Below are 21,066 nucleotides of genomic sequence, written 5' to 3' on the forward strand. Positions count from 1 at the left end.
CTTTGCAAGTCTGCCGGAGTCCGATACCCATCTTAGAGAACATAAAAAACCCGAACCATCACTGTGATGATCCGAGTTTCTTGGGCATGACGAGCTTGTAGCCGACGCCGCGGATCGATTCGATCTCGACCGACTGCTGTCCGAGCTCCAGCTTCTTCCGGAGGGAGCTGACATGCACGTCGACCGTCCGCTGTCCGCCGATGTAATCGAACCCCCATACGACGTTCATGAGATCGTCGCGAGTAATAACCATGCCGGGACGCTGCACGAGATAGAGCAGCACCTCGAATTCCTTCGGCCGAAGCGGCACCGTTTCGCCGTTCAGTATGACTTCGTACCGTTCGGGATAGATCGACAGGTCGCCGGCAGTAATGACTTTGTCCGTCGATTCCGTCAGCTTGCCGTCGTCCTGGCCCGTGCGCCGCAGCACCGCGGATACGCGGGCGAGCAGCTCCGCGACGCCGAACGGCTTCGTCATGTAATCGTCCGCGCCGCGTTTCAACCCCTGCACGACTTCTTCTTCCGCATTGCGCGCCGTAAGCACGATGACCGGCGTGCGGTTTCCGTTCTGGCGAAGCCGGGACAGAATTTCAAACCCGTTCATGCCGGGAAGCATAATGTCCAGAATAATAAGGTCAAACGAGCGCTGAAGCGCAACCTGCAAGCCCTCCGCGCCGTGATCGATCACGGTAGTATCATAGCCTTCTTGCGACAGGTTGTACGAAAGCAGTCTTGCCAATGTCGGCTCGTCCTCAATGACCAACACTCTTTGTGTCATGTTGACCCCCTGACAGCCATGCTGTGTTCAACCCAACATGGTTCATACGTTCTTTTCTCTATCATAACGCGTTTCCGGCGAGGGGTAAACCCCTCGCCGCCGGCGGCTGCCGGCTATTGCAGAACGGGAAGATCGATCGTGAACGTCGTTCCGACTCCCAGCGTGCTGTCGACCGTAATCGTGCCTTTATGCAGCTCGACCAGATGCTTGACGATGGAGAGACCGAGTCCGGTGCCGCCCGAGCTTCGGGACCTCGCTTTATCGACGCGGTAGAAGCGTTCGAAGATGCGCGGCAGATCCTTCTTCGGGATGCCCATGCCCGTATCCGAAATATGGATTCGGATATGCTCGTAATTCTCCTGCCCTTCGTCGTCCAGCGTGAGGTTCGGATCATGCACCGGCTCGACGACGACCGAGACGCTTCCGCCTTCCGCCGTGTACGCGATGCCGTTCGCCAGCAAGTTCACGATGATCTGCCGCAGCCGGTCTTCGTCCGCTTCGACGTAAAGCCCCTCTTCCACGACCGTCGATACGCGGATCTGCTTGCGCACTGCCTCCGCGCTCATCAGCTCCACGGTCTTGCCGATGAACGAGGAGAGCTCGACCGGCGAGAACAGCAGCGGCACGCGCCGCGATTCGATCTTCGACAGCTCCAGGATGTCTCCGATGAGCCGGTTCAACCGGTCGCTCTCGTCGAAAATAATTTGGAGGAACGAGCGCGCCGTCTCGGGATCGTCGACCGCGCCGCCGAGCAGCGTCTCGGCGAAGCCTTTAACCGCGGTGACCGGCGTCTTCAGCTCATGCGATACGTTGGCGACGAATTCGCTGCGCATCCGTTCCAGCCTGCGAATGGCGGTCACGTCCTGCAGCACGAGCAGCACGCCGCCGAAGTCGTCGTCGTCCTCGAAGATCGGCACCAGATTCAAATCCAGCAGCCGCTCCTCCGGGAAATAAAACGTCATCTCCTCGCGCAGATGCTCCCTGCGCTCCAGCGTCTCCTGAATCATCTGGGCCAATTCGTACTGCTGCTTCACCGACGCGAAATGATGGCCGACCTGCTCGCGCGCGGATATGCCGAGCAGATCCTCCGCCATCTTGTTCAGCAGCACGATCTTGCCGGCCGCATCGATCATGACGACGCCGTTGATCATATTATCGAGCACCGTGGCCAGCTGCCGCTCGTTCTGGTGGATGCGCGTCATCTGCACCTGAAGGCTGTCCGCCATCGCGTTGATGGACGAGCCCAGCTCGCCGATTTCATCGTTGCTCTGGAAATCGACCCGCGCCCGGTAATCCAAATTCTTGATTCGCTTGGATACCCGGGTGATCTGCTCCAGCGGACGGGTCAAGTTGCGCGCGATCCGGTAGCTGACGAGCCCGGCGACGATGAACAGCACGAGCAGCCCGATGAGCAGCCCCGTCCACATTCGCTTGACGCTCTCATCCGCCTTCTTCAGGCTGAGCGCCGTCCGGATAATGCCCGAATTCGGATCGTCCTTATTGACGGCTATGGCCACGTACAGCATATTCTCATGCAGCGTATCGCTGAAGCGCGTCGCCCGGCCGACGCTGCCTGTCTTCGCCTTGACGACTTCCGCCCTTGTCGAATGATTCTCCATCGTCTTCGGATCGTGGTCCGAGTCGCCCAGGACGACGCCGTCGGCCCGGATGAACGTCACCCGCGTTCCCGTCAAAGCTTCGATTCGTTTCGCTTCATTCGTATAGTAGCCGTAAAGCTCGTCCGGATTTCCCTGCTTCCACGGAACGTCCTGCAGGATGATATTCATCTCGCGCACCATGCTGTCTTGCAAGTCTTCCTGATGGTTGTCCCTGTACACCTTGCCCATAACCAAACCTGCCGCCAGAACCGCGATCCCGATCATGGCGACCAGAATCAGCGTCAGCCGCATACGAAAGCTGTTCATAATCCGTCTCTACCCCCAAAGGCCGTTTCCTACATCCCCAATCGTACTTCCACTTAGCTTTCGGCGCCAGCCGTAGATTTATGAAGCTTTCGTAAAATGTAATGATGCACGGTCGCCAGCGGCTGCTGAATCAGAATGGAAAGCACGACCGGTACGGCCGTCAGCGGGGAGAAATAGCTCATCGCCAGCACGATGCCGAGTGAGATGTTCCGCATGCCCGTGGCGTACGAAACGGTCACCTGCAGCTCGTCGTTGCGATAGAACATCGTGCCGAAATAGCCGACCGCATAGCAGATGCCGACCATCGCGAGCGACAGCGGCACCAGCCGCAGCAAATCCCCGCTCAGCTGTTCCGTATAAGGCGCGATGGCCGCCGCGTTCAGCAGGACGACGGCCACGAAGCACAGCTTCGACAACGGCGCCGCGAACGGCTTGACGATCGCTTGGATGCGGCCTTTGGACAGCTCGTACAACGTCACGCCGATCGCCGTCGGCACGACGATGATGAGCAGCAGGTCGCCGATCATCGCGCCGGCGTTCGTGTCCACAGCCTGATGGAACAGCAAATGGACGCCGCCCGGGACGACGATCGGGCTGAGCGCCGAATCGATCACGACCATCGCCAGCATGAGCGGAATGCTGCCCCCCGACATCCCGACCCATAGCACCGTGGAGACGCCGAGCGGAATGATCGTGAACAGGACGAGGCCGACCACGTAGGGCGAATCCGCGCCGAAGCAGAGCCAGCCGATCCCGTACGCGATCAGCGGCGACAGCACATGCGACAGCACGAACGTCAGCACCAGCACGCCGGGCCTGCGGAGGACCGCGCGCAGCTGTTCAAGCCCGCAGCCGATCGCCATCGTCAGCGTCACGTACGCGAACAGATAAGGCACGGCAGGCACGAAGCGCTGCACATGCGAAGAAAAAAAGAACCCCAGGACGAGTGATCCGGGGATAATCAGAAACATCCATTGTTCAAACTTGGCGTTGAAGGCAAGTCCGACACTGCGCATAGGGAGTCCTTTCTTGATCTCTACTAGCTGAAAGCAAGCCCGGAGGGCGGAGCGGAGCCGGAACAACAGCTTATGCTTCCGAGGTGGATTTTCTTGCGAAAATCCTCAAGTGGTCGCCTTTGTAGACGGGATATAACCAATTATGAATTTATATAATCAAGATATCCCGTCTACAACAGCGAGTGGAGGCCCGCACCGCCCGCAGGGTGAATGCCTTTCAGTGGTTCACAACCTTATTTGAACACCGGCGCCTTGAACTGCTCCAGTTTCGCGAAGGAGTCCTTGTCGACGTCCGCGTGGAGGCTGTTGCCGTGCGAATCCATCGTGACGACGGCCGCGAAGCCTTCGGTCTTCAGATGCCACATCGCCTCCGGAATGCCGAATTCCATGAAATCGACGCCGTTGACGTTCTTGAAGCATTCCGCGTAGTACTGCGCGGCGCCGCCGATCGCATTCAAGTAGACCGCGCCATGGTCCTGCAGCGCCGCGAGCGTCTTCGCGCCCATGCCGCCTTTGCCGATAACGGCGCGGATGCCGAATTTCTTGATGATGTCGCCTTGGTAAGGTTCCTCGCGCGCGCTCGTCGTCGGTCCGGCCGCTTTGACATGCCAGCCCGCTTCGTCCTTCAGCATGACCGGTCCGCAGTGATAGATGACGGAGCCGTTCAGGTCGATCGGCGCGTCGTGCTCCATCAGATGGTGGTGGATCGCGTCGCGGCCCGTGTGCATTTCGCCGTTAATGATGACGATATCGCCGACTTTCAGGCTGCGCACGTCTTCCTCGCTCAGCGGCGTGTTCAGCACGACTTCGCGGCGCTCGGCGCGTTCCGTCACGGCTTCCGCGGCCGCGTCGGCCGCATTCGATTTCATCGGCGTATCGGAGCCGTTCGGATAGATCCACGACTTGATCTCGCCGCTCTCCGCGTTCAGCAGGACGCCTTGGCGGCGGTATGCCCAGCAGTTATACGCGACGGAGACGAAGAAGCTTGCCGGCAGACGGTTCATGACGCCGATTTTGCAGCCGAGCAGCGTAACCGCGCCGCCGAAGCCCATCGTGCCGATGCCGAGCTTGTTGGCGTTCTCGATGACGTATTCTTCGAGCTTGCGCAGCTCCCCGATCTCGTTCGTATCGTCCGTATGGCGGAACAATTGCTGCTTCGCCAGCTCGTAGCCCGTCGTCCGGTCGCCGCCGATGCCGACGCCGATGAAGCCCGCGCTGCAGCCTTGGCCTTGCGCCTGATACACGGCATGCATGATGCACTTGCGGATGCCGTCCAGATCGCGGCCCGCCTTGCCGAGACCCGGAATCTCCATCGGCAGGCTGTATTGAATGTTCTTGTTCTCGCAGCCGCCGCCCTTCAGGATGAGGCGAACGTCGATGTCATCCTTCTCCCATTGCTCGAAGTGGATGACCGGCGTGCCCGGGCCGAGATTATCGCCCGTGTTGGAGCCCGTCAAGGAATCGACGGAGTTGGTGCGCAGCTTGCCGTCCTTGGTCGCGCGCGCGATCGCGCTGCGAATCTGCTGCTTCATGATGATCTGGTTAGCGCCGACCGGAGTATGCACGACGAACGTCGGCATGCCGGTATCCTGGCAGATCGGCGATACGTTGCTTTCCGCCATTTCGATGTTCGTGGCGATCGTCGAGAGCGACATGCCCGCGCGGGTCGCGCGGTCCTCCGCCTCCTGCGCCGCCTGGATGACTTTCCGGACGTCGCCGGGAAGATTCGTTGAAGTTTCGACAATGAGATCGTACACGCTTTGTTCAAAGTGCTGCATGAGACCGATATGGCTCCTCTCTCTGGTGGATGTTCGTCTTTCCTACTATAATCGATATTGAAATCCCTATAAATCTATCATAGCACAATAGAACCTGACGGGCACGTTACATTCACGGTGCGCGTCACTCCCTATTTCCCGCAGGAAAGGAATGTCCCGCCATGACAGACAGTCATTTCACGGCCTATATGTACCGGCTTCGCTACATCGAACGCTGGAGCCTCATGCGCAATACGACCCGCGAGACGGTCGCGGAGCATTCCTATCATGTCGCGCTGCTCGCGCATATGCTGTGCGAGATCGGCAATTGCCTGTTCGGGCGTTCGCTCGACGCCGACCGCGCGGCGGCGATGGCGCTGTTCCACGACGCCACGGAAGTGTTCACCGGCGACATCCCGACGCCGGTCAAGCATCACAACCCGAAGATGCTCGCGAACTTCCGCGAGATCGAAGCGATGGCCGCCGACCGGCTGCTCGGCATGGTGCCCGGGCCGCTGCGCGACGTCTACGAGCCGCTGATCATCGGCAGCGGCGCGGACGCCGAACAGGCCGCGCTTCACAAGATGGTGAAAGCGGCCGATCTGCTCGACGCCTATATGAAATGCTTATCCGAGCTGAGCTCCGGCAATCGCGAGTTCGCCGTGGCGAAAGGACAGACGGAGAGCAAGCTAGCCGCCCTCGGGATGCCGGAGGTCGATTGGTTCCTGACCGAGATGGCGCCGAGCTTCAGTAAGACGCTCGACGAGCTGTCGGAATAGCCGGTCCCGCCGGCGGCTGCCGGTTTGCGCCTAGCGTGCGGATGCTGCCGGCAATGCAGAACTGCGCCGCGTAATACGTCGTCATGATCAGCATGTTCGAATGCCCGATATCGGAGACGAACAAATTCCATGACAGTATCGAGTCCGAGACCGTGAACAGCAAGCTGCCGGCAATAGCCCGCTTGTGGCCGGTCAAGATGGCGGACCACGTCATCAAGGTAATGACGGCTATGTAGAACAGCACCGGCACGATCAGCGATTCATTCTGATCCTGAATCAGGGCGTGAACGATCTTCCAGCCCATGAAGATGCCATAGAGAGCCAACGGCACCAGCGAGAGACACCGGAGCGTCGACAATCGCCGATTGCGAAGAAACCCCGACAGATAGAACAGATGCCCGATCAGGAAAGCGGTCAATCCGACGACGAACCAGTGCAGCAGGCCGTCGCCCAGCATGCAGAAGAACAAGCCGGCGATCAGCAGCCAGTGATGCCGCTCCTTGACCGCGGGCATCCGCACATGCGCATACCCGATAATGAGCCACATCGGAATGAGCTTGAACAGCAGCTTGACGGCCAGCGGCTCGGACGGAATCGCGAAGATGTACAGGATGCTCATCGACAGAATGAGCGCCGGCAGCCGTTTGCCGCTCAAGTCTACCCGCTTGTCCCCCTTTCCCACGATAACCCTTTTGCCCGGCTTGCCCCAATCCCCCACGATCATTGCCCCTTTCGGCATAGTTTGATAGCCTCGGCCCGTTATTTCAGAAACCGCTTGACCCTCTTCAACGCATGCTTCAGATGCGGATAGCGGAAGGGCAGATCGAACAGAGTCGTCATCTTCAGCACGCTTTTGCGATGCGAGAACAGCTTGAAGCCGCTATGCCCATGGTAGGCGCCCATTCCGCTGCTCCCGACGCCGCCGAAGGGCAAATGCGGCGAAGTGAAATGGAACACCGTGTCGTTGACGCAGCCTCCGCCGAAGGAAGCGCCGGTCAGCGCTTGCTGCTGGACGGCTTTATTTTCGGAGAAAATATAGAGTGCAAGCGGTTTCGGACGGCTGTTAACGAATGCCAGCGCCTCGTCGAGATCGCCGTATTCGAGCACGGGCAGGATCGGGCCGAAAATCTCGTCCTTCATGATCGCGTCATCCTCTTGAATGCCGGCGAGCACGGTCGGTTCGATCCGCAGCGAGTCGCGGTCGCTCGCGCCGCCGATGCTGACATGCCCTTCCCCTTCGTTCAGGAGCGCCAGCAACCGGTCGAAATGCTTGTCGTTGACGATGCGCGTATAGGACGCATTATTAAGCGGGTCGATGCCGTACAGCTCCCCGATGGCCAGCTTCAGCTGCTCGATCAGCAGCGTCTTCACCGAGTAATGCACGTACAGGTAGTCCGGCGCGATGCAGGTCTGGCCGGCGTTCATAAACTTGCCCCATACGATGCGTTTGGCCGCCAGCTTCAGGTTGGCATCCTTATGGACGATGCAGGGGCTCTTGCCGCCCAGCTCCAGGGTGACGGGAATTAATCGCCTGGCCGCGGCTTCCATGATCAGCCTGCCGACCGGAGGCGATCCCGTGAAGAACACATAGTCCACGCTCTCCCGCAGCAGCGCCCGGCTCGTCTCGGCGCCGCCCTCCGCGACGGCGATGTACACGTCGAAGAACGTCTCGCCGATGATCCGCGCGATCACCGCCGACGTCCGGGGCGTCAGCTCGGACGGTTTAATGACGGCGCAGTTGCCGGCCGCGATGGCGCCGATGAGCGGCATGAGCGCGAGCTGGAACGGAAAGTTCCATGGCGCGATGATCAGCACCACCCCGTAAGGCTCGCTGTAGATGGCGCTCCTGGATCCGATATGCGTGAGCGGGGTCTTCGCCTTCTCGGGCCGGGCCCACGCGCGCAGATGCTTCAAGACGAACCGGATCTCGCTCAGCACGATTCCGATTTCCGTGGCATACGCCTCGAATTCGGATTTGTTCAAATCCGCTTTCAAGGCGTCCGTGATCGCCCGCTCATGCCGCCGGATCGAATCGCGCAGCCGGATCAGCGCCTCTCTGCGCAGCGCGACCGCTTTCATCTGCCCGGTGGCGAAGAAAGCATGCTGCTGTTGTATCAATGCTTTGTAATGATCGATTCGGACATCCTTTTCCATGAGACCCCCCATTGAAGATCGTTAATTGAACGCGCGAAGATCGTTAATCGTACGCGGACGACCACGCTTCCGCCAGGAGCCGGACGCCACGCTCCATATCCTCCTCCTTCACGCCCCCGAAGCCCAGATAGATCTTCGGGCTGCCGCCGTCGAGCCGCGCCGGCTCGTCCTGGCTGCCATAGACGAGCACGCCTGCTTGCCTGGCCAACTCGATGAGCCGCCCGGCGCCGGCAGAGGCCGAGACCGATAATTCGAGATGCAGCCCCGAGCCGCTGCCGCCGACCCGAACGGCCTCCGGCAGATGGCGGCGGAGCAGCTCGACGAGCGTCTCGCGCTTGACGCGGTACCGCTTGCGCATCCGCCTTAAGTGACGGTACCAGTGGCCGCGGGACATGAACAGCTGCATCGCCCACTGATTCATCCGCGACGGACAGGCGAAGACAGGGTCGATCGCATGCAGCCCTTCCGCCAGTCGCGGCGGCAGCACCATGTAATTCATTCGCAGCGCCGGCGTAAACACTTTCGAGAACGAGCCGAGATAAATAACCGCGCCGCCCGTGTCCAGCCCTTGAAGCGACGGGATCGGCTTGCCGGACAGCCTCAGCTCCCCGTCGTAATCGTCTTCGATGATATAGCTTCGATGCGCGTAAGCCCACTGAAGCATTTGCTGGCGGACCGCATACGGCAGCGGCTCGCCCGTCGGGCGATGCGAAGGCGTCACGTACAACGCCTGGATTCGATGACGCGCCAGCTCTTGCGCCAATCCCCCGCCTTCGGGGATGGCGAACGGTAGCAGCCGAAGCCGGTTCTGCCTGAAAATCCGGCCGACTTGCGCGATGCCGGGATGTTCGATGCCGATCGCAAGCCGCTCTCCCAGCAGTCTGGCGAGCAGCTGCAGACTGGACGAAATGCCGGTGCCGACGACGATCTGCTCCGGCGAGCACCGCACGCCCCGCGATTGCTGGAGGTAGTGCGCCAAGCTTTCGCGAAACGCATATTCGCCTTGCGGATCGCCGTAGTCGTGAAGGGAATCGGCATGAATCGCGATGGACTCGCCGACGACCGATTTCCATAGCCGGACCGGGAACGCATCCCCGTCAATCGTCAGCAGGCTGAAATCGATCGGCCGTGCGCGTACGGCCCTCCCCTGCCCGCTCCCTCCTGCTTGCGCCGCTGCATCGCTCTCGCCGGCGGGCTCCTGCCGTGCATCGGGGACGGCGGTCTTCAGACGCCCCGCTCCCGGATTGACGACGATCATCCCCGCTCGTTCTTTGCCGATTACGAAGCCTTCTTCAAGCAGCATATGATAGGCGGTTTCGATCGTCGTTTTGCTCATGCCGAGCTGGCGGCCGAGCGAGCGGATCGAAGGCAGCTTCGTCCCGTCCTTCAGAACGCCGTCCTGTATCCGCGTCCGAATTTGGCTGTACAACTGTCTATAGAGCGGTTCGTCCGCATCGAACGTAAGAGCAAGGTCGATGACGCTTCCCCCTCTCATCTGACCCCTTAATATCGATTCAATCTGTACCTTTTTAACGGGTCATGAGTAGTATAAGCTTTGAATTGCGCGCGCATCAAGGATAGATTGCAGCAATCCAAAGGGGGATGTCGCTTTGCGAATGGCTTTTCTATTATTTGACGGGATGACGACGCTGGATTTCGAGGGCTTCCATCATGCGGTAACCTGGCTGAAGAAACAGGAGGTGCTGAATGATCTGTCGTGGGACTATTGCGCCAATGCGAGCGTCATCACGGACGATCGCGGCATGCGCATATTGGCGGATCGCGTGCTGCCCGACCTGTCTGCCTACGACTTGATCTTCGTCCCCGGCGGCATGGCGACACGGCTGCTTGTCCACGATCCCGTCTTCATGGATTGGATCCGTACGGCCGCGGACGTGCGCTATAAAGTCTCGGTGTGCACGGGGGCGTTGCTGCTGGGGGCGGCAGGCTTCACGAAGGATAAGACGATTACGACCAATCCGCTGGCGCTTGATGCCTTGAAGCCCTATTGCAAGGAAGCGGTCAAAGCGCGGGTCATGCGAGACGGCGATTTGTTCACCGGCGGCGGCATAACGGCCTCCATCGACCTCGGCCTGTATTTCATTGCTTCCATTACGAATGATCAAATCGCGCAGAACATTCAAACGCGGATGGACTATCCTTTCTATCATCGTCCAACGCCGGAGGAACGAGCATGATGGAACAAACGGCTGCCGAACGATTGAGAGCCATGGGCATTGCGCTGCCTGCCGCGAGCGAGCCTGCGGCGAGATATGCCAATTGCGTGCGGATGAACAACCTGCTGTTCGTATCGGGTAAAGGACCCGCGGGGCATCCGAAGGGCAAGCTTGGAGCAGACTATACGACGGCGGAAGGCTACCGGTTCGCTCGGCTCGCCGGCATCGAAATTCTCGCCGTGCTGCAATCGGCGCTCGGCTCCCTGGACGATGTCCGAAGGGTCGTGAAGCTGCAGGGCTTCGTCAATGCAACTGCCCATTTCGAAGAGCATCATCGCGTGCTGAACGGCTGTTCCGATCTCATGCTGGACGTATTCGGCGAGAAGGGCGTGCATGCGCGTTCCGTGCTCGGCGCCGTTTCGCTGCGGGACGATCTGCCGGTCATTATCGATTCTATATTCGAAATTCGGATGCAGCCGGACAGGTAAGGAGATGCAACGGCAGAACGCCGCTGCGGGCTCGGATCGTTGTTCCGGCGCGCAGCGGCGTTCTGTGTGCAGATGGTGGTGCGAGTACGACAGTACGGGTACGGCTGTACGGCACGGCAGTATGGGTACGGCAATACGGATACGGCTGTACGGCACGGCAGTTGGATACGGCAGTACGGATACGGCTGTACGGAAACGGCTGTACGGCAGTACGGTTACGTCAGAAGTCGGCTGATCGGGGAATAGCCGGTTTACTTACCAGCCGCTGCGTTTCGCCAGCCCGGTAATGTGGGCAAGATGATGCTTGCCGTGCCAAGCGTAGATGCCCAGGTTCGTATCCAGCCGGATTTCCCTCCCGGTTTCCGGATGAACGAACACGCGCGCGAATGCCGCCTCGTCCATGCTGCGCAGCAGCGCGACCCAGCGCTCATGCAGCGCCTCGAGCAGCGACAAGGACGCTTCGACCGGCGCTCCCTTCGCATCGGGCAGCTCCGCCCAAGCGGATTCGTCGTACGGCTTGATGGTCGGCTTCTCCTCCGTCAGCGCCAGCTTGAACCGGATGAAGCTGTTCATATGGCTGTCCGGCAGATGATGCACGACCTGGCGGACGGTCCAGCCGCCGTCGCGGTACGGCGTGCCGAGCTGCTCTTCGGTCAAGCCGCTGACCGCCTCGCGCAGCAAGCGCGGCAGCGCCGCGATTTCCTCGATCCATTCGTTGCGCATGCCGGCCGTGATGTCGCCCGGCGCCGCGAACCGCCCGATCGGATACTTCAATTGCTCCGGCATTGCCGTCATCTTCCATGCACCTCGCTCTGATAGTCGCAAATCTGTTACTATTATAGCAGGATTGGAACAAGAAGCAGAGCGGTCTTGCGAACCATGAACAACCGGGCGAAGCGCCCGATCGTATCCGCGCTGCGCCACCATATACGACATAGGAGCTGCGATACTGCCATGAACCAAATCGAACATCAACGCGAAAATCGCCACGATATCTGCAACGTGCCCTGCATCACGCTGTCTCCCGCGGGCGAACCGATCGGCCAGCTCGTGCTCGCGCATGGCTGGGGCTCGACGAAGGAGAGTTACCGCTTCTTCGCCTCTCTGATCGCCGGATGGGGTTATCGCGTCATCATACCGGAGCTGCCGCTGCACGGCGAACGGGGGACGTTGGACTATTGGAGCTCGTCTGCGCTGCAGCGGCACTTCTGGAACGTCGTCGTCCAGGGCGTTAGCGAAGCCGGGGCGATCGCCGCAGCGCTGGCGGTACAATCCGGTCTGCCCGCGGCGATCGTCGGACACTCCACGGGCGGCTTTATCGCCGCAGGGACCTACGCCGAGCAGGATGCGATCCGCTCCGCGGTCGTTATCAACGGCTCCTGCTCCTGGCTGCGCTTCGAGGAGCTGTACCGCGAGCAAGCCGGCCTGCCCGCCATCGCGCCGGACGAGGAGGCAGCCCTGGCGCAGCATGATCCTCGCGAACGCATTCTCGCGTCCTCGAAGCCGCTGCTGCTCCTTCACTGCCTGGACGATACGTTCGTACCGATCGGCAGCCAGCATGATTTCGCCGAAGAAGCGGCTCGGCGCCGAACCGCCGAGTCGGCCGTTCGGTTCCACGCCTTCGAACGGGTCAATCACGTCATCACGCTTGGCATGCTGCAGCATGTTCATGCGTTTCTGGCGAGCCTCGCCTGACAGGCGGCATATGCACCCGCAAGTGCTCGCGTAAGAACACGCGCAAGTGCATGCGCAAGCGCTCGCGTAAGAACACGCGCAAGTGCATGCGCAAGCGCTCGCCAAAGTGCACGCGCAAGGCCCGGTGCTGTCGAAGCGCCGGGCCTTGCGTCGTTTCGTCCGCTTAGCGATGCGCCGGAACGGCTCCGTCGGTCTGTATCCAGACATCCTTGAAGTCGATCCAGCCAAGCGAGGACAGGGCGATGCCTTTCAGCTCGGGCTTGTACGCCGTGTTGCTCCGCTTATGAATCAGGAACAACACCTGCGCTTCCTCGCGCAGCCGGTCTTCCATCTCCTCCAGCAGAAACCGCCGCTGCTCCGGCGACTCCGCGGCCAAGGCCAAATCGATCCGGCCCAGCGACCATGCCAGCAGCGCCGGATCCATGTGCGCGTTAACGAAGCTGCCCGCCTGCTCGTACGTTTCGATCTCGCACACCTCGTCCTCCGCGAACACAACGCTGTACAGGATGGAATCGGCTTCTTCGATGACGCCCGGATCCCGGCAATCGTCGCCTTCGATCAGCCGAATATCCACCGGAATGCCGAATTCCGCGCAACGCGTCCGGATCCAGCCGGCGTCGCGCAAGTGGAACTTTCGCGTGAAGAGCGTGACTGGCGCGCCGTCATAGCCCGCTTCCCGCAGCAGCGTCCTCGCCTGCTCGCCGTCGCTCCGGACATGCCGCAGCGCGCTGTGCGCGTCGGGCCGGAAGCTGCGCGCCGCGTATATCCGGTTCTCCCCCAGCTCCTGAATCATGAGGGATCGGTCGAGCAGCAGATCGACCGCCCTGCGGAACGACTGCGATTGCTGCGGCCCGGGTTTGTTCCGGTTCCACGTCAGGAGCGAACAGCCCTGCAGCAGCGAATCCAGCTTCGCCCAATCCTGGTCGCGCTCTTGCTCGCGCACGTCATGCGTGAGCGCGAGCCTCTGCCAGCAATACTCCGAATCGATGCCCTGGCCTGCGGGCACATGCGCGATCACGACCCCGTCCAGATGCGCGCGGCCGAAGTAATAGCCCGGGTTCGCATCCAACGCGATCCGTTCCTCGTTCCGCTCCTTGAGCATGAACGGCCCCGTTCCGGCGGGACGCCGCCAATACGCCTCCTCGTCCTGCTGCATACGGTCGCGCGGCAGGATGGATGCGGCCGTCGAGCACATGAAGCGGTCGAATATCCGGTTCGGCTTCGCCAGCGTGACCGAGACCGTGCGCGCTCCCGCGGCTTCGACGGCAACGACGCTGCGAACCAGCCAGCTGTTCGCCTTGCCGGTTCGCAGCCGCTCCAGCGTGTGAACGACGTCGTCGGCCGTCAGCTCATGCCCGTGGTGAAAATAGACGCCGCGGCGCAGATGGAAGTGCCAGACCGTCGCATCGGTCGAGCAGTCCCAGGCATGCGCCAGCGCGGGAACGACCCGGTTCGCCTGCGCGTCGAACGTCACCAGCCGGTCGAACAGCTGGCGAATGAGATGGGCGTCGAACGCGAAGAACACCTCCGCCGGGTCAAGCGTAACGAGCGGGACGTTGACGGGCAGGCGCAGCAGGTCCACCTGCCGGGCGTCCTCCCCCGTCTCCGAACGGTAACCGAAGTGAAGCGTCAGCCATTCGTTGAACCCTTCTTTGACCGCCGCTCCGCTTCCGAACCGGTGAAGCAGCTCGAACGCCTGCTTATAATGACCGAGCCCGGCCAGCTGCTTGGCGATGTCGAGCGCGAGCGCGTCCTGTTCCATCCGGAATACGATGCGCGAGCGGTTGCCGCGTCCCCGTCCCGGCTGCCATGCGATCAAGCCGTCCTCTTCCATGCGCCGCAGGACGAGCTTCGCGTTCCGCGTCGTGCAGAACAGCGCCTTCGCAAGCTCGTCCAGCATGACCTCGATCGGCGTGCCGACGCCCGTCCCCTCGGCGAAACGCTGCATTAAACCCAGATACCGCTCTACTTGCACAGCCTGCACGCCCGATTACCTCCGTATATCCCGAAAAGGGGAAATGAATTTCATTAATTCTACTCTTTTTATCCTCTTTTGGCGAGCGGATAATGGAACCAAGACATCGCAAGGAGGTTATCGAACATGCATGGATACCTGGTTCCGTATACGGAAGATAAGCTGCGGCAGTATCGCGAGGCGGACGGCGAGTTTCGCAGGCTGTGGGAAGAGAGATATTCGGCAAGTTCCACGGCGAGGACGCTCGGCTTCGCCGCGGCAGGCTGGCGGACGCTGCTGCTGCGCAGACGGTCAAACGAAAGAAGACGGCGCGACACTTCGCTGAAGTGACGGCCGTCTTTTTACTTTTTCTTTTTCCCTCTTTCCCTCGACTTCCTCTAGCTGTCTAATTCATATAAAAGGTCTAATTCATCTACAAGCTTTATATCTTCCGAAGGGCCGATAACCTCCCGCACCGCGAGCGCCTACGCCGGACCCCGCCCCCGCCGCTCACGGCTGCGCCAGCTGCGCTTCCGCCAGCATGTTCGCGGCCGCCGCGGCCGGTATGCCGTCCTGCTTCGCCTGAGCGTATAGCTGCAGCAGAAGCCCGTATATCCGCTCCACGCTCCGTTTGCTGTCCGCCATGGACAATCCTTGCAGCTCGCAAGCGGTAATGATGAGACCGCCCGCATTAACGACGTAATCCGGCGCATACAGGATGCCGCGCCGCTCCAGCTCCTCGGCATGCCGGCCTTCTTCCGCCAGCTGATTGTTGGCCGATCCCGCGACGATGGCGCACCGGAGCTTCGGGATCGTATCGTCGTTCAGGGTGCCCCCGACGGCGCAGGGGGCAAAAATATCGCACTGCTCACTATAGATCGCATCCGGCGCAACCGCTCTTGCCTGGTATGTCTTCGCCGCCTTATCCGCGAGCGCGGTGCTGAGATCGGTGACGATCAATCTCGCGCCTGCGTCTCGAAGCATGCCGCACAGGAGATAGCCGACTTTGCCGAGCCCCTGCACCGCGACCGTCCGGCCGTTCAAATCCCCGCTTCCGAGCAGATAGTCCGCCGACGCCTTCATGCCGAGCAGCACGCCGTATGCCGTCATTTCCGCGGTAAAATCGTTCGTCGCCATCATCGTGCCCGTCGTATCCGTCACATACGCCGTTTCGAGCCGGATCCAATCCATATCCCTGACCGTCGTCCCCAGATCGACGCCCGTCAGATAACGCCCCTGCTGCCGCTCGATGAACCGGCCCAGCGCGCGAAATTTCGCTTCGCTTTTATCCGTTGCCGGATTGCCCGTAAGTACCGCCTTGCCGCCGCCGAACGGCAGTCCGAAGACGGCCGCCTTGTACGTCATGCCGCGCGCCAGCCGCACCGCGTCCGCCACGGCCTCCTCCTCCGACGCGTACTCCCGCATCCGGCAGCCGCCGAGGGCCGGTCCGCGCTTCGTGCTGTGGATCGCGATCACCGCCTGCAGGCCGGACTGCTCCTCCTGGCAGAATACGACCTGCTCCACCTGCAGACGCTTCATTTCCTTCCAGACGTCCATGCCGCATCCCCCCTTACCCTGAAGTAACGAGACTAATAAGTATGTGGCGGATATGCGGATTATGTATGTATGTACGTCCGGTATTAGCGCGGCTCCATGTTGCGGCGTCGCTATTCCTTAATGAGCCAGAACAGCAGGAATTGCGCGGCGGCGACGGCCGCGAGCACGACCGGCAGCCAATGCGAAGTCAGATTGCCGGCCATGACAAGCAGCAGAACGATGGAGATGATACGGCCCGAATTCAGGAACGTCTCGCGCATCACGACCGACTCCACCCGCAGCTGCCCTTTGAGCGGAAGCTTGCCGATCAGTCCGTAGTAGTAGGACGTGAGCGTATTGACCGCCAGCGGATTGCAGATGGAGAACGCGATCATATACACGAGCACCGTCCACGAGGTGACGTCGTAGAGCAGGAAGACGGAACCGAGCACGATGCCGGCTGACGAATACAGGACGAATTTCCGCACCGGCTCCTTGCCGACCCGCCTCGAGATGAGATAGCCGGTGGCGACGGTCAGCGAAGAGAAGAACATGCCCAGATAGCCGACGAGATCCTCGCGGCCGAACGTTTGGAAGAGCAGTATATTCGGCAGGAACAGCATGATGCCCTGGAACAAGCCGAGAACGAGGAACGCCCCGAGCCCTTTGACGAAGAGCCCGTTCCGGCGCATGACCAGTCCCATCAGCTTCAGATAGTACGCTCTGTGATGCGAGACGATCGACGGAATCCGGAAACTGATCACGGAAGCCACGACGAACATGACGAAAGCGATCAGGAATACGATGATATACCCCTGCAGCCCGCCGCTCCATTGAATGATGAATCCGGCCAGCGCCGGCCCGATGAGACCCGCCGAGTTGAACACGACCATGTTGACCGCCAGAAACCGCACCCGGTTCTGCTCCGTCGATACGTCGTACATGAGCACGAGATAGCCGGTCCAATACAGACCGCCGGCTATGCCGTTGAAGATGGCGAACAGCATATACCACGACGCCACCTGCTCCTGCGCGATAATGACGCATAGATAGAAGACGGCGATCATCATAATGCCGAGCCGGTACGTGACCATCCGGTCTTTGCGTTTCGTGATGATGCCGCCGACCGCGAAGGCGATGGGCGTGATCAGAAAATTGATGATGTTGTATACGCCGTTGACGTACAGATCCTGCGTGAGTCTCCACAGATACAAATTCAGAAACAGACCGGACATGGAGGCTCCGAATTGAAAACAGCCATGAATCAGCAGCGCGGTCACCGCTTCTTTGCTCAAACGCCTTTCCGGCGCGGCGTGTGCCGTTCGCCTTGGTTGCCATCGAAGTCCGATTCCAGCCTTCATGCTCTCTATGTCCCCCTCAGTAGCGCAAAGCGCAGCCGTTGATCGGCATTGGTGTCATTGTACGGTACGGACGCATTAGCGGAAAGCGCTTCCAGATGGACTGGCAGGCCGAATTCCCCGTTCTCCCGCCCTAATCTACCGATATAGCCGCAAAACATGCCTTTCTTCCACGATCTGTCTGCTTCGGAACGACAGCCTCCGCTTGACGGATGCCTTTGCCGGCAGAATGTCGGAACAGACCACTAATAATGTCGGTATCGCACCCTATTCGGTGCGGACAGGTCGATTACAATGGAGCTATATCGACGATACCAAGGAGGCAGACAACGATGTGGCAAGCATCCTGGATTTGGGCGCAAGGCGAAGTCAGCCCGCGAAACGAATGGCGTTGTTTCCGCACGACGTTCTTCCACGAGCATGAGGAGACGCCGGGAACGGAAACGAAGCTGAAGCTGACCGCCGATTCCCGTTACGTATTGTATGTCAACGGCACGCAGGTCGGACGGGGGCCGGTCCGCGCTTTCCCTTCCAATCTCCCGTACGACGAGTATGAAATCGGTCATCTGCTGAAGCGGGGCGAGGAGAACGCGATCGCGGTCATCGTGCTTCATTACGGTCTCGCGACCTTCCAATATTTGCGCGGCCGCGGGGGCCTGCTGCTTCAGGTCGACCGCTGCGTCCAGACGAGCGACGGCGCGGCGGAGACGGCGGCCATCGTCCGCACGGACGCTTCCTGGCAGACCGCCCTGCACAGCGCTTACGATGCTACTTCCCAGCGGATCTCCTGCCAACTGGCGTTCACGGAGCGGTTCGACAGCCGCGGCTGGGACGAAGGCTGGAAGCTGGCCGGCTTCGACGCTTCGGGTTGGGAGCAGGCGGAGGTCATCGGGGAGGCCGGCATGGCGCCTTGGACGACGCTGTCTCCGCGGCCGATTCCTTATTTGACGGAAGAGCCTGTCTACCCTGCCCGCGTGGAAGAAATGAATTTCGTGAAGCCGGTGCCTTGGAGCGCCGTGTTCGATCTGCGCACGATGCTCGTGCCGGAGAGCGTCGAGCACGCCAATCCCGTCACGCTCATCGGTTTCTTGGCCGCGGTCGTGACGATGTCGGAGGACGGCGAACTGACGATCGGCAGCGTCGACAACGGCCGCATGCCGCTGCGCGTCGGCCTCGACGGCCAATGGTGCCCCGACGAAGCGTATTACGGCGAGGCGCCGCAGCAATTCGTCAAGGCGAAGCTCGGTGCAGGCGAGCATTTGCTGCTGCTCGACCTGAACCGGGGCAATCACGGCCATTCGTTCCATCTGGGCCTGGACTGCGACGTGCCGTTCGAGCTGCGCTCGCCGCTTGAGCCGGCGGACGCCGTGTCCGCTGCCGGAACCGGCCATGCTGCCGATGCGGCCGACGGCTCTGGCGCGGCAGTGCCTTTCGCCGCGATCGGGCCGTTCGGCTGGGCGGAGCATATCGACCATCAGCCCGAGCAGCCGATCGACCGGAATCCGGCTGCGTACGAGGCGCTGAAAGGCGTCGGCTCGCTGCCGCAGCTCCTGTCCGATTACCGGGCGTGGATCCGTCCGATCGATCGCCGGTTGTACCATACGGCAGACGTCTATAGCGAGACCGCTTGGCGCGTCGTCGATCAGCCGCAGCCGATGCCGTCCTCGCTCCAGCGCGCCGTCCTGGCCAGCGCCGATCCCGGCGTCATCCCGCTCCATCCGGAGCTGGACACCGAAATTCTGATCGATTTCGGCCGCGAGCTGACCGGCTACCTGTCGTTCGAGCTGGATGCCGCCGAAGGGACGATCGTCGATTTCTACGGCTTCGAATACATGCGCGACGGCTGGCGCCAGTGCACGTACGAGCTGGACAATACGCTGCGCTACACCTGCCGCGAGGGCAGGCAGTCGTACGTCTCGCTCGTTCGCCGCGGCCTGCGCTATCTGGCGGTCACCGTGCGCGGCGCTTCCAGACCGGTGAAGCTGTACGAAGCGAAGCTGCTGCAGAGCAATTTCCCGGTGTCCAACGCCGGCGCCTTCCAGTCGAGCAGCGCGATGCTGAACGAAATTTGGCGCATCAGCCGGGATACGACGCGGATGTGCATGGAGGATACGTTCGTCGACTGTCCGGCTTTCGAGCAGACGTTCTGGGTCGGCGATGCGCGCAACGCGTCGCTCATCAACTACTACGCGTTCGGGTCGACGGAGATCGTCGAGCGGATCCTGCGGCTCGTGCCGGAATCGGCGTTCCAATCGCCGCTGTACGGCGATCAGGTGCCGAGCGGCTGGAGCAGCGTCATTCCGAACTGGACCTTCTTCTGGGTAACGGCCTGCCTCGAGCATTACGACTATACCGGCAACGCGGACTTCGCGCGCGACATGTGGCCGCATGTCCGCTTCACGCTGGAGCATTACCTGTCGTTCATCGACGAACGCGGCCTCTTCAAGATCAGAGGCTGGAACCTGCTGGACTGGGCGTCGTTCGAACAGCCGGGCGACGGTGTCGTCGCGCCGCAGAACATGTTCCTCGTCAAGGCGCTGCGCGACGCGGCCCGGCTTGCCGCCGCCGCCGGCGCTGCCGGCTCGCAGGCGCAATTCGAAGCGGCAGCGGATCGTCTCCGCGACGCGATCAACGCGTATCTGTGGGACGATGAGCGTCAAGCGTACCTCGACTGCATTCATGTCGACGGCAGCCCGTCCGCGACGACGAGCATGCAATCGCAAGTCGTCGCAAGCCTGTGCGGCATTCCGGACGAAGCGCGAGCCGGCGTGCTGCAGCGCTACATCGTGGAGCCGCCGGCGTCGTTCGTGCAGATCGGCAGCCCGTTCATGTCGTTCTTCTACCATGAAGCGCTGGCGCAGCTCGGCCTGCAGGACGTGATGACGCGCGATATGCTGCAGCAATACGGAGCGATGGTCGATAAGGGCGCGACGACCGTATGGGAAGTGTACGCAGGCAGCCTGTCGCATAACGAGAACATGCTGACCCGCAGCCACTGCCATGCCTGGTCTGCCGGCCCCGTCTTCTTCCTCGGCTCGGAAGTACTCGGCGTACGCGGCGTAACGCCAGGCTGGACCAAAGTCCGGATCGCGCCGAATCCGTCGGGCCTCGCATGGGCGCGCGGCTCCGTGCCCATGCCGGGCAGCGGCCGCATCGACGTATCGTGGGAGGTAGACGAGAACGCGAAGATCATGACAATGCGCGTCGTCTCGCCCGCTTCCGTGGAGCTCGATATTGCCGCGCCGGCGGGTTACGCGCTGAAGTTGAACCAAGTCGCGATCGGCTAGGTTCGAGCGGGAACGTGCAATGCGCAGTGAACAAGCACACGATGTTGTACGAGGTACAGGCCTGTTATTTAGCCATAAAACGTGTTGAAAGTCCTTCAACAATAGACTTATTCGCGAGGCCGACTCGACTCGCTTCAGTGTAGTTCGTAGGGGTGCACGCGA

17 protein-coding genes are annotated in these 21,066 nt (G+C 61.0%); 6 read left to right on the forward strand and 11 right to left on the reverse strand.

Annotated elements, in window-relative coordinates; translation table 11 throughout:
* Positions 1–58: 58 nt before the first annotated feature.
* The 4 genes from GXP70_RS22660 to GXP70_RS22675 all read right to left on the reverse strand — a co-directional run bounded on the left by GXP70_RS22660 (position 59) and on the right by GXP70_RS22675 (position 5,497).
* Positions 59–778, reverse strand: coding sequence for a response regulator transcription factor (locus tag GXP70_RS22660; protein ID WP_162358937.1), 720 nt, complete (start codon positions 776–778; stop codon positions 59–61).
* Between the two features lie 113 nt (positions 779–891).
* Positions 892–2,703 (reverse strand): two-component system histidine kinase PnpS, encoded by a 1,812-nt coding sequence (gene pnpS, locus GXP70_RS22665; RefSeq protein ID WP_162358938.1) that lies wholly within the window; start codon positions 2,701–2,703, stop codon positions 892–894.
* 53 nt (positions 2,704–2,756) lie between these two features.
* The gene (locus tag GXP70_RS22670; RefSeq protein WP_162358939.1) at positions 2,757–3,719 is read right to left on the reverse strand and encodes a bile acid:sodium symporter family protein; all 963 of its coding nucleotides are present in this window, start codon (positions 3,717–3,719) and stop codon (positions 2,757–2,759) included.
* Positions 3,720–3,952: 233 nt separating this feature from the next.
* Positions 3,953–5,497 (reverse strand): fumarate hydratase, encoded by a 1,545-nt coding sequence (locus tag GXP70_RS22675; RefSeq protein ID WP_162358940.1) that lies wholly within the window; start codon positions 5,495–5,497, stop codon positions 3,953–3,955.
* A gap of 161 nt (positions 5,498–5,658) precedes the next feature.
* On the opposite strand from GXP70_RS22675, the gene yfbR reads away from it, so the two are divergent.
* On the forward strand, positions 5,659–6,255 hold the full coding sequence (gene yfbR / locus GXP70_RS22680; RefSeq protein ID WP_162358941.1) for a 5'-deoxynucleotidase: 597 nt from the start codon (positions 5,659–5,661) through the stop codon (positions 6,253–6,255).
* Here the strand turns inward: yfbR and GXP70_RS22685 are convergent.
* From GXP70_RS22685 to pdxR, 3 genes are all read right to left on the reverse strand, one after another.
* Entirely contained in the window at positions 6,224–6,994 is a 771-nt protein-coding gene (locus GXP70_RS22685) for a lysoplasmalogenase (RefSeq protein WP_404822281.1), read from the reverse strand. The two genes, yfbR and GXP70_RS22685, sit on opposite strands and share 32 nt — an antisense overlap.
* 20 nt (positions 6,995–7,014) lie before the next feature.
* Positions 7,015–8,391: an aldehyde dehydrogenase gene (locus GXP70_RS22690; protein WP_162360627.1), complete on the reverse strand. Its 1,377-nt coding sequence runs from the start codon at positions 8,389–8,391 to the stop codon at positions 7,015–7,017.
* Positions 8,392–8,452: 61 nt separating this feature from the next.
* A complete protein-coding gene (pdxR, locus tag GXP70_RS22695) occupies positions 8,453–9,904 on the reverse strand; it encodes a MocR-like pyridoxine biosynthesis transcription factor PdxR (RefSeq protein ID WP_162358942.1) in 1,452 nt (483 codons plus the stop codon).
* A 121-nt stretch (positions 9,905–10,025) separates the two neighbouring features.
* On the opposite strand from pdxR, the gene GXP70_RS22700 reads away from it, so the two are divergent.
* Positions 10,026–10,607: a DJ-1/PfpI family protein gene (locus GXP70_RS22700; RefSeq protein WP_318652388.1), complete on the forward strand. Its 582-nt coding sequence runs from the start codon at positions 10,026–10,028 to the stop codon at positions 10,605–10,607.
* Positions 10,607–11,074 (forward strand): RidA family protein, encoded by a 468-nt coding sequence (locus tag GXP70_RS22705; RefSeq protein WP_162360628.1) that lies wholly within the window; start codon positions 10,607–10,609, stop codon positions 11,072–11,074. The genes GXP70_RS22700 and GXP70_RS22705 overlap by 1 nt, the downstream gene beginning before the upstream one ends.
* Before the next feature lie 255 nt (positions 11,075–11,329).
* Here GXP70_RS22705 and GXP70_RS22710 read toward each other — a convergent pair whose 3' ends face one another.
* Positions 11,330–11,860, reverse strand: a complete 531-nt coding sequence (locus tag GXP70_RS22710) for a YfiT family bacillithiol transferase (RefSeq protein WP_162360629.1) — start codon at positions 11,858–11,860, stop codon at positions 11,330–11,332.
* Between the two features lie 168 nt (positions 11,861–12,028).
* Between GXP70_RS22710 and GXP70_RS22715 the strand changes: the two genes are divergently transcribed.
* Complete coding sequence (locus GXP70_RS22715) at positions 12,029–12,769, forward strand: alpha/beta fold hydrolase (RefSeq protein ID WP_162358944.1); 741 nt, start codon at positions 12,029–12,031, stop codon at positions 12,767–12,769.
* A 163-nt stretch (positions 12,770–12,932) separates the two neighbouring features.
* On the opposite strand, the gene GXP70_RS22720 is transcribed toward GXP70_RS22715, so the two are convergent.
* Positions 12,933–14,753, reverse strand: a complete 1,821-nt coding sequence (locus GXP70_RS22720; protein WP_162358945.1) for an ABC transporter substrate-binding protein — start codon at positions 14,751–14,753, stop codon at positions 12,933–12,935.
* Positions 14,754–14,870: 117 nt separating this feature from the next.
* On the opposite strand from GXP70_RS22720, the gene GXP70_RS22725 reads away from it, so the two are divergent.
* Positions 14,871–15,074, forward strand: a complete 204-nt coding sequence (locus GXP70_RS22725) for a hypothetical protein (protein WP_162358946.1) — start codon at positions 14,871–14,873, stop codon at positions 15,072–15,074.
* A 159-nt stretch (positions 15,075–15,233) separates the two neighbouring features.
* Here the strand turns inward: GXP70_RS22725 and GXP70_RS22730 are convergent, their stop codons facing one another.
* Positions 15,234–16,280: a Leu/Phe/Val dehydrogenase gene (locus GXP70_RS22730; RefSeq protein WP_162358947.1), complete on the reverse strand. Its 1,047-nt coding sequence runs from the start codon at positions 16,278–16,280 to the stop codon at positions 15,234–15,236.
* 110 nt (positions 16,281–16,390) lie between these two features.
* Positions 16,391–17,554, reverse strand: a complete 1,164-nt coding sequence (locus GXP70_RS22735; protein ID WP_225442522.1) for an MFS transporter — start codon at positions 17,552–17,554, stop codon at positions 16,391–16,393.
* A gap of 395 nt (positions 17,555–17,949) precedes the next feature.
* Between GXP70_RS22735 and GXP70_RS22740 the strand changes: the two genes are divergently transcribed.
* The gene (locus GXP70_RS22740) at positions 17,950–20,904 is read left to right on the forward strand and encodes a family 78 glycoside hydrolase catalytic domain (protein WP_225442523.1); all 2,955 of its coding nucleotides are present in this window, start codon (positions 17,950–17,952) and stop codon (positions 20,902–20,904) included.
* Positions 20,905–21,066: the final 162 nt, after the last annotated feature.

Source organism: Paenibacillus lycopersici, assembly GCF_010119935.1.
In the GTDB taxonomy this organism is placed as follows: Bacteria; Bacillota; Bacilli; order Paenibacillales; family Paenibacillaceae; genus Paenibacillus_Z; species Paenibacillus_Z lycopersici.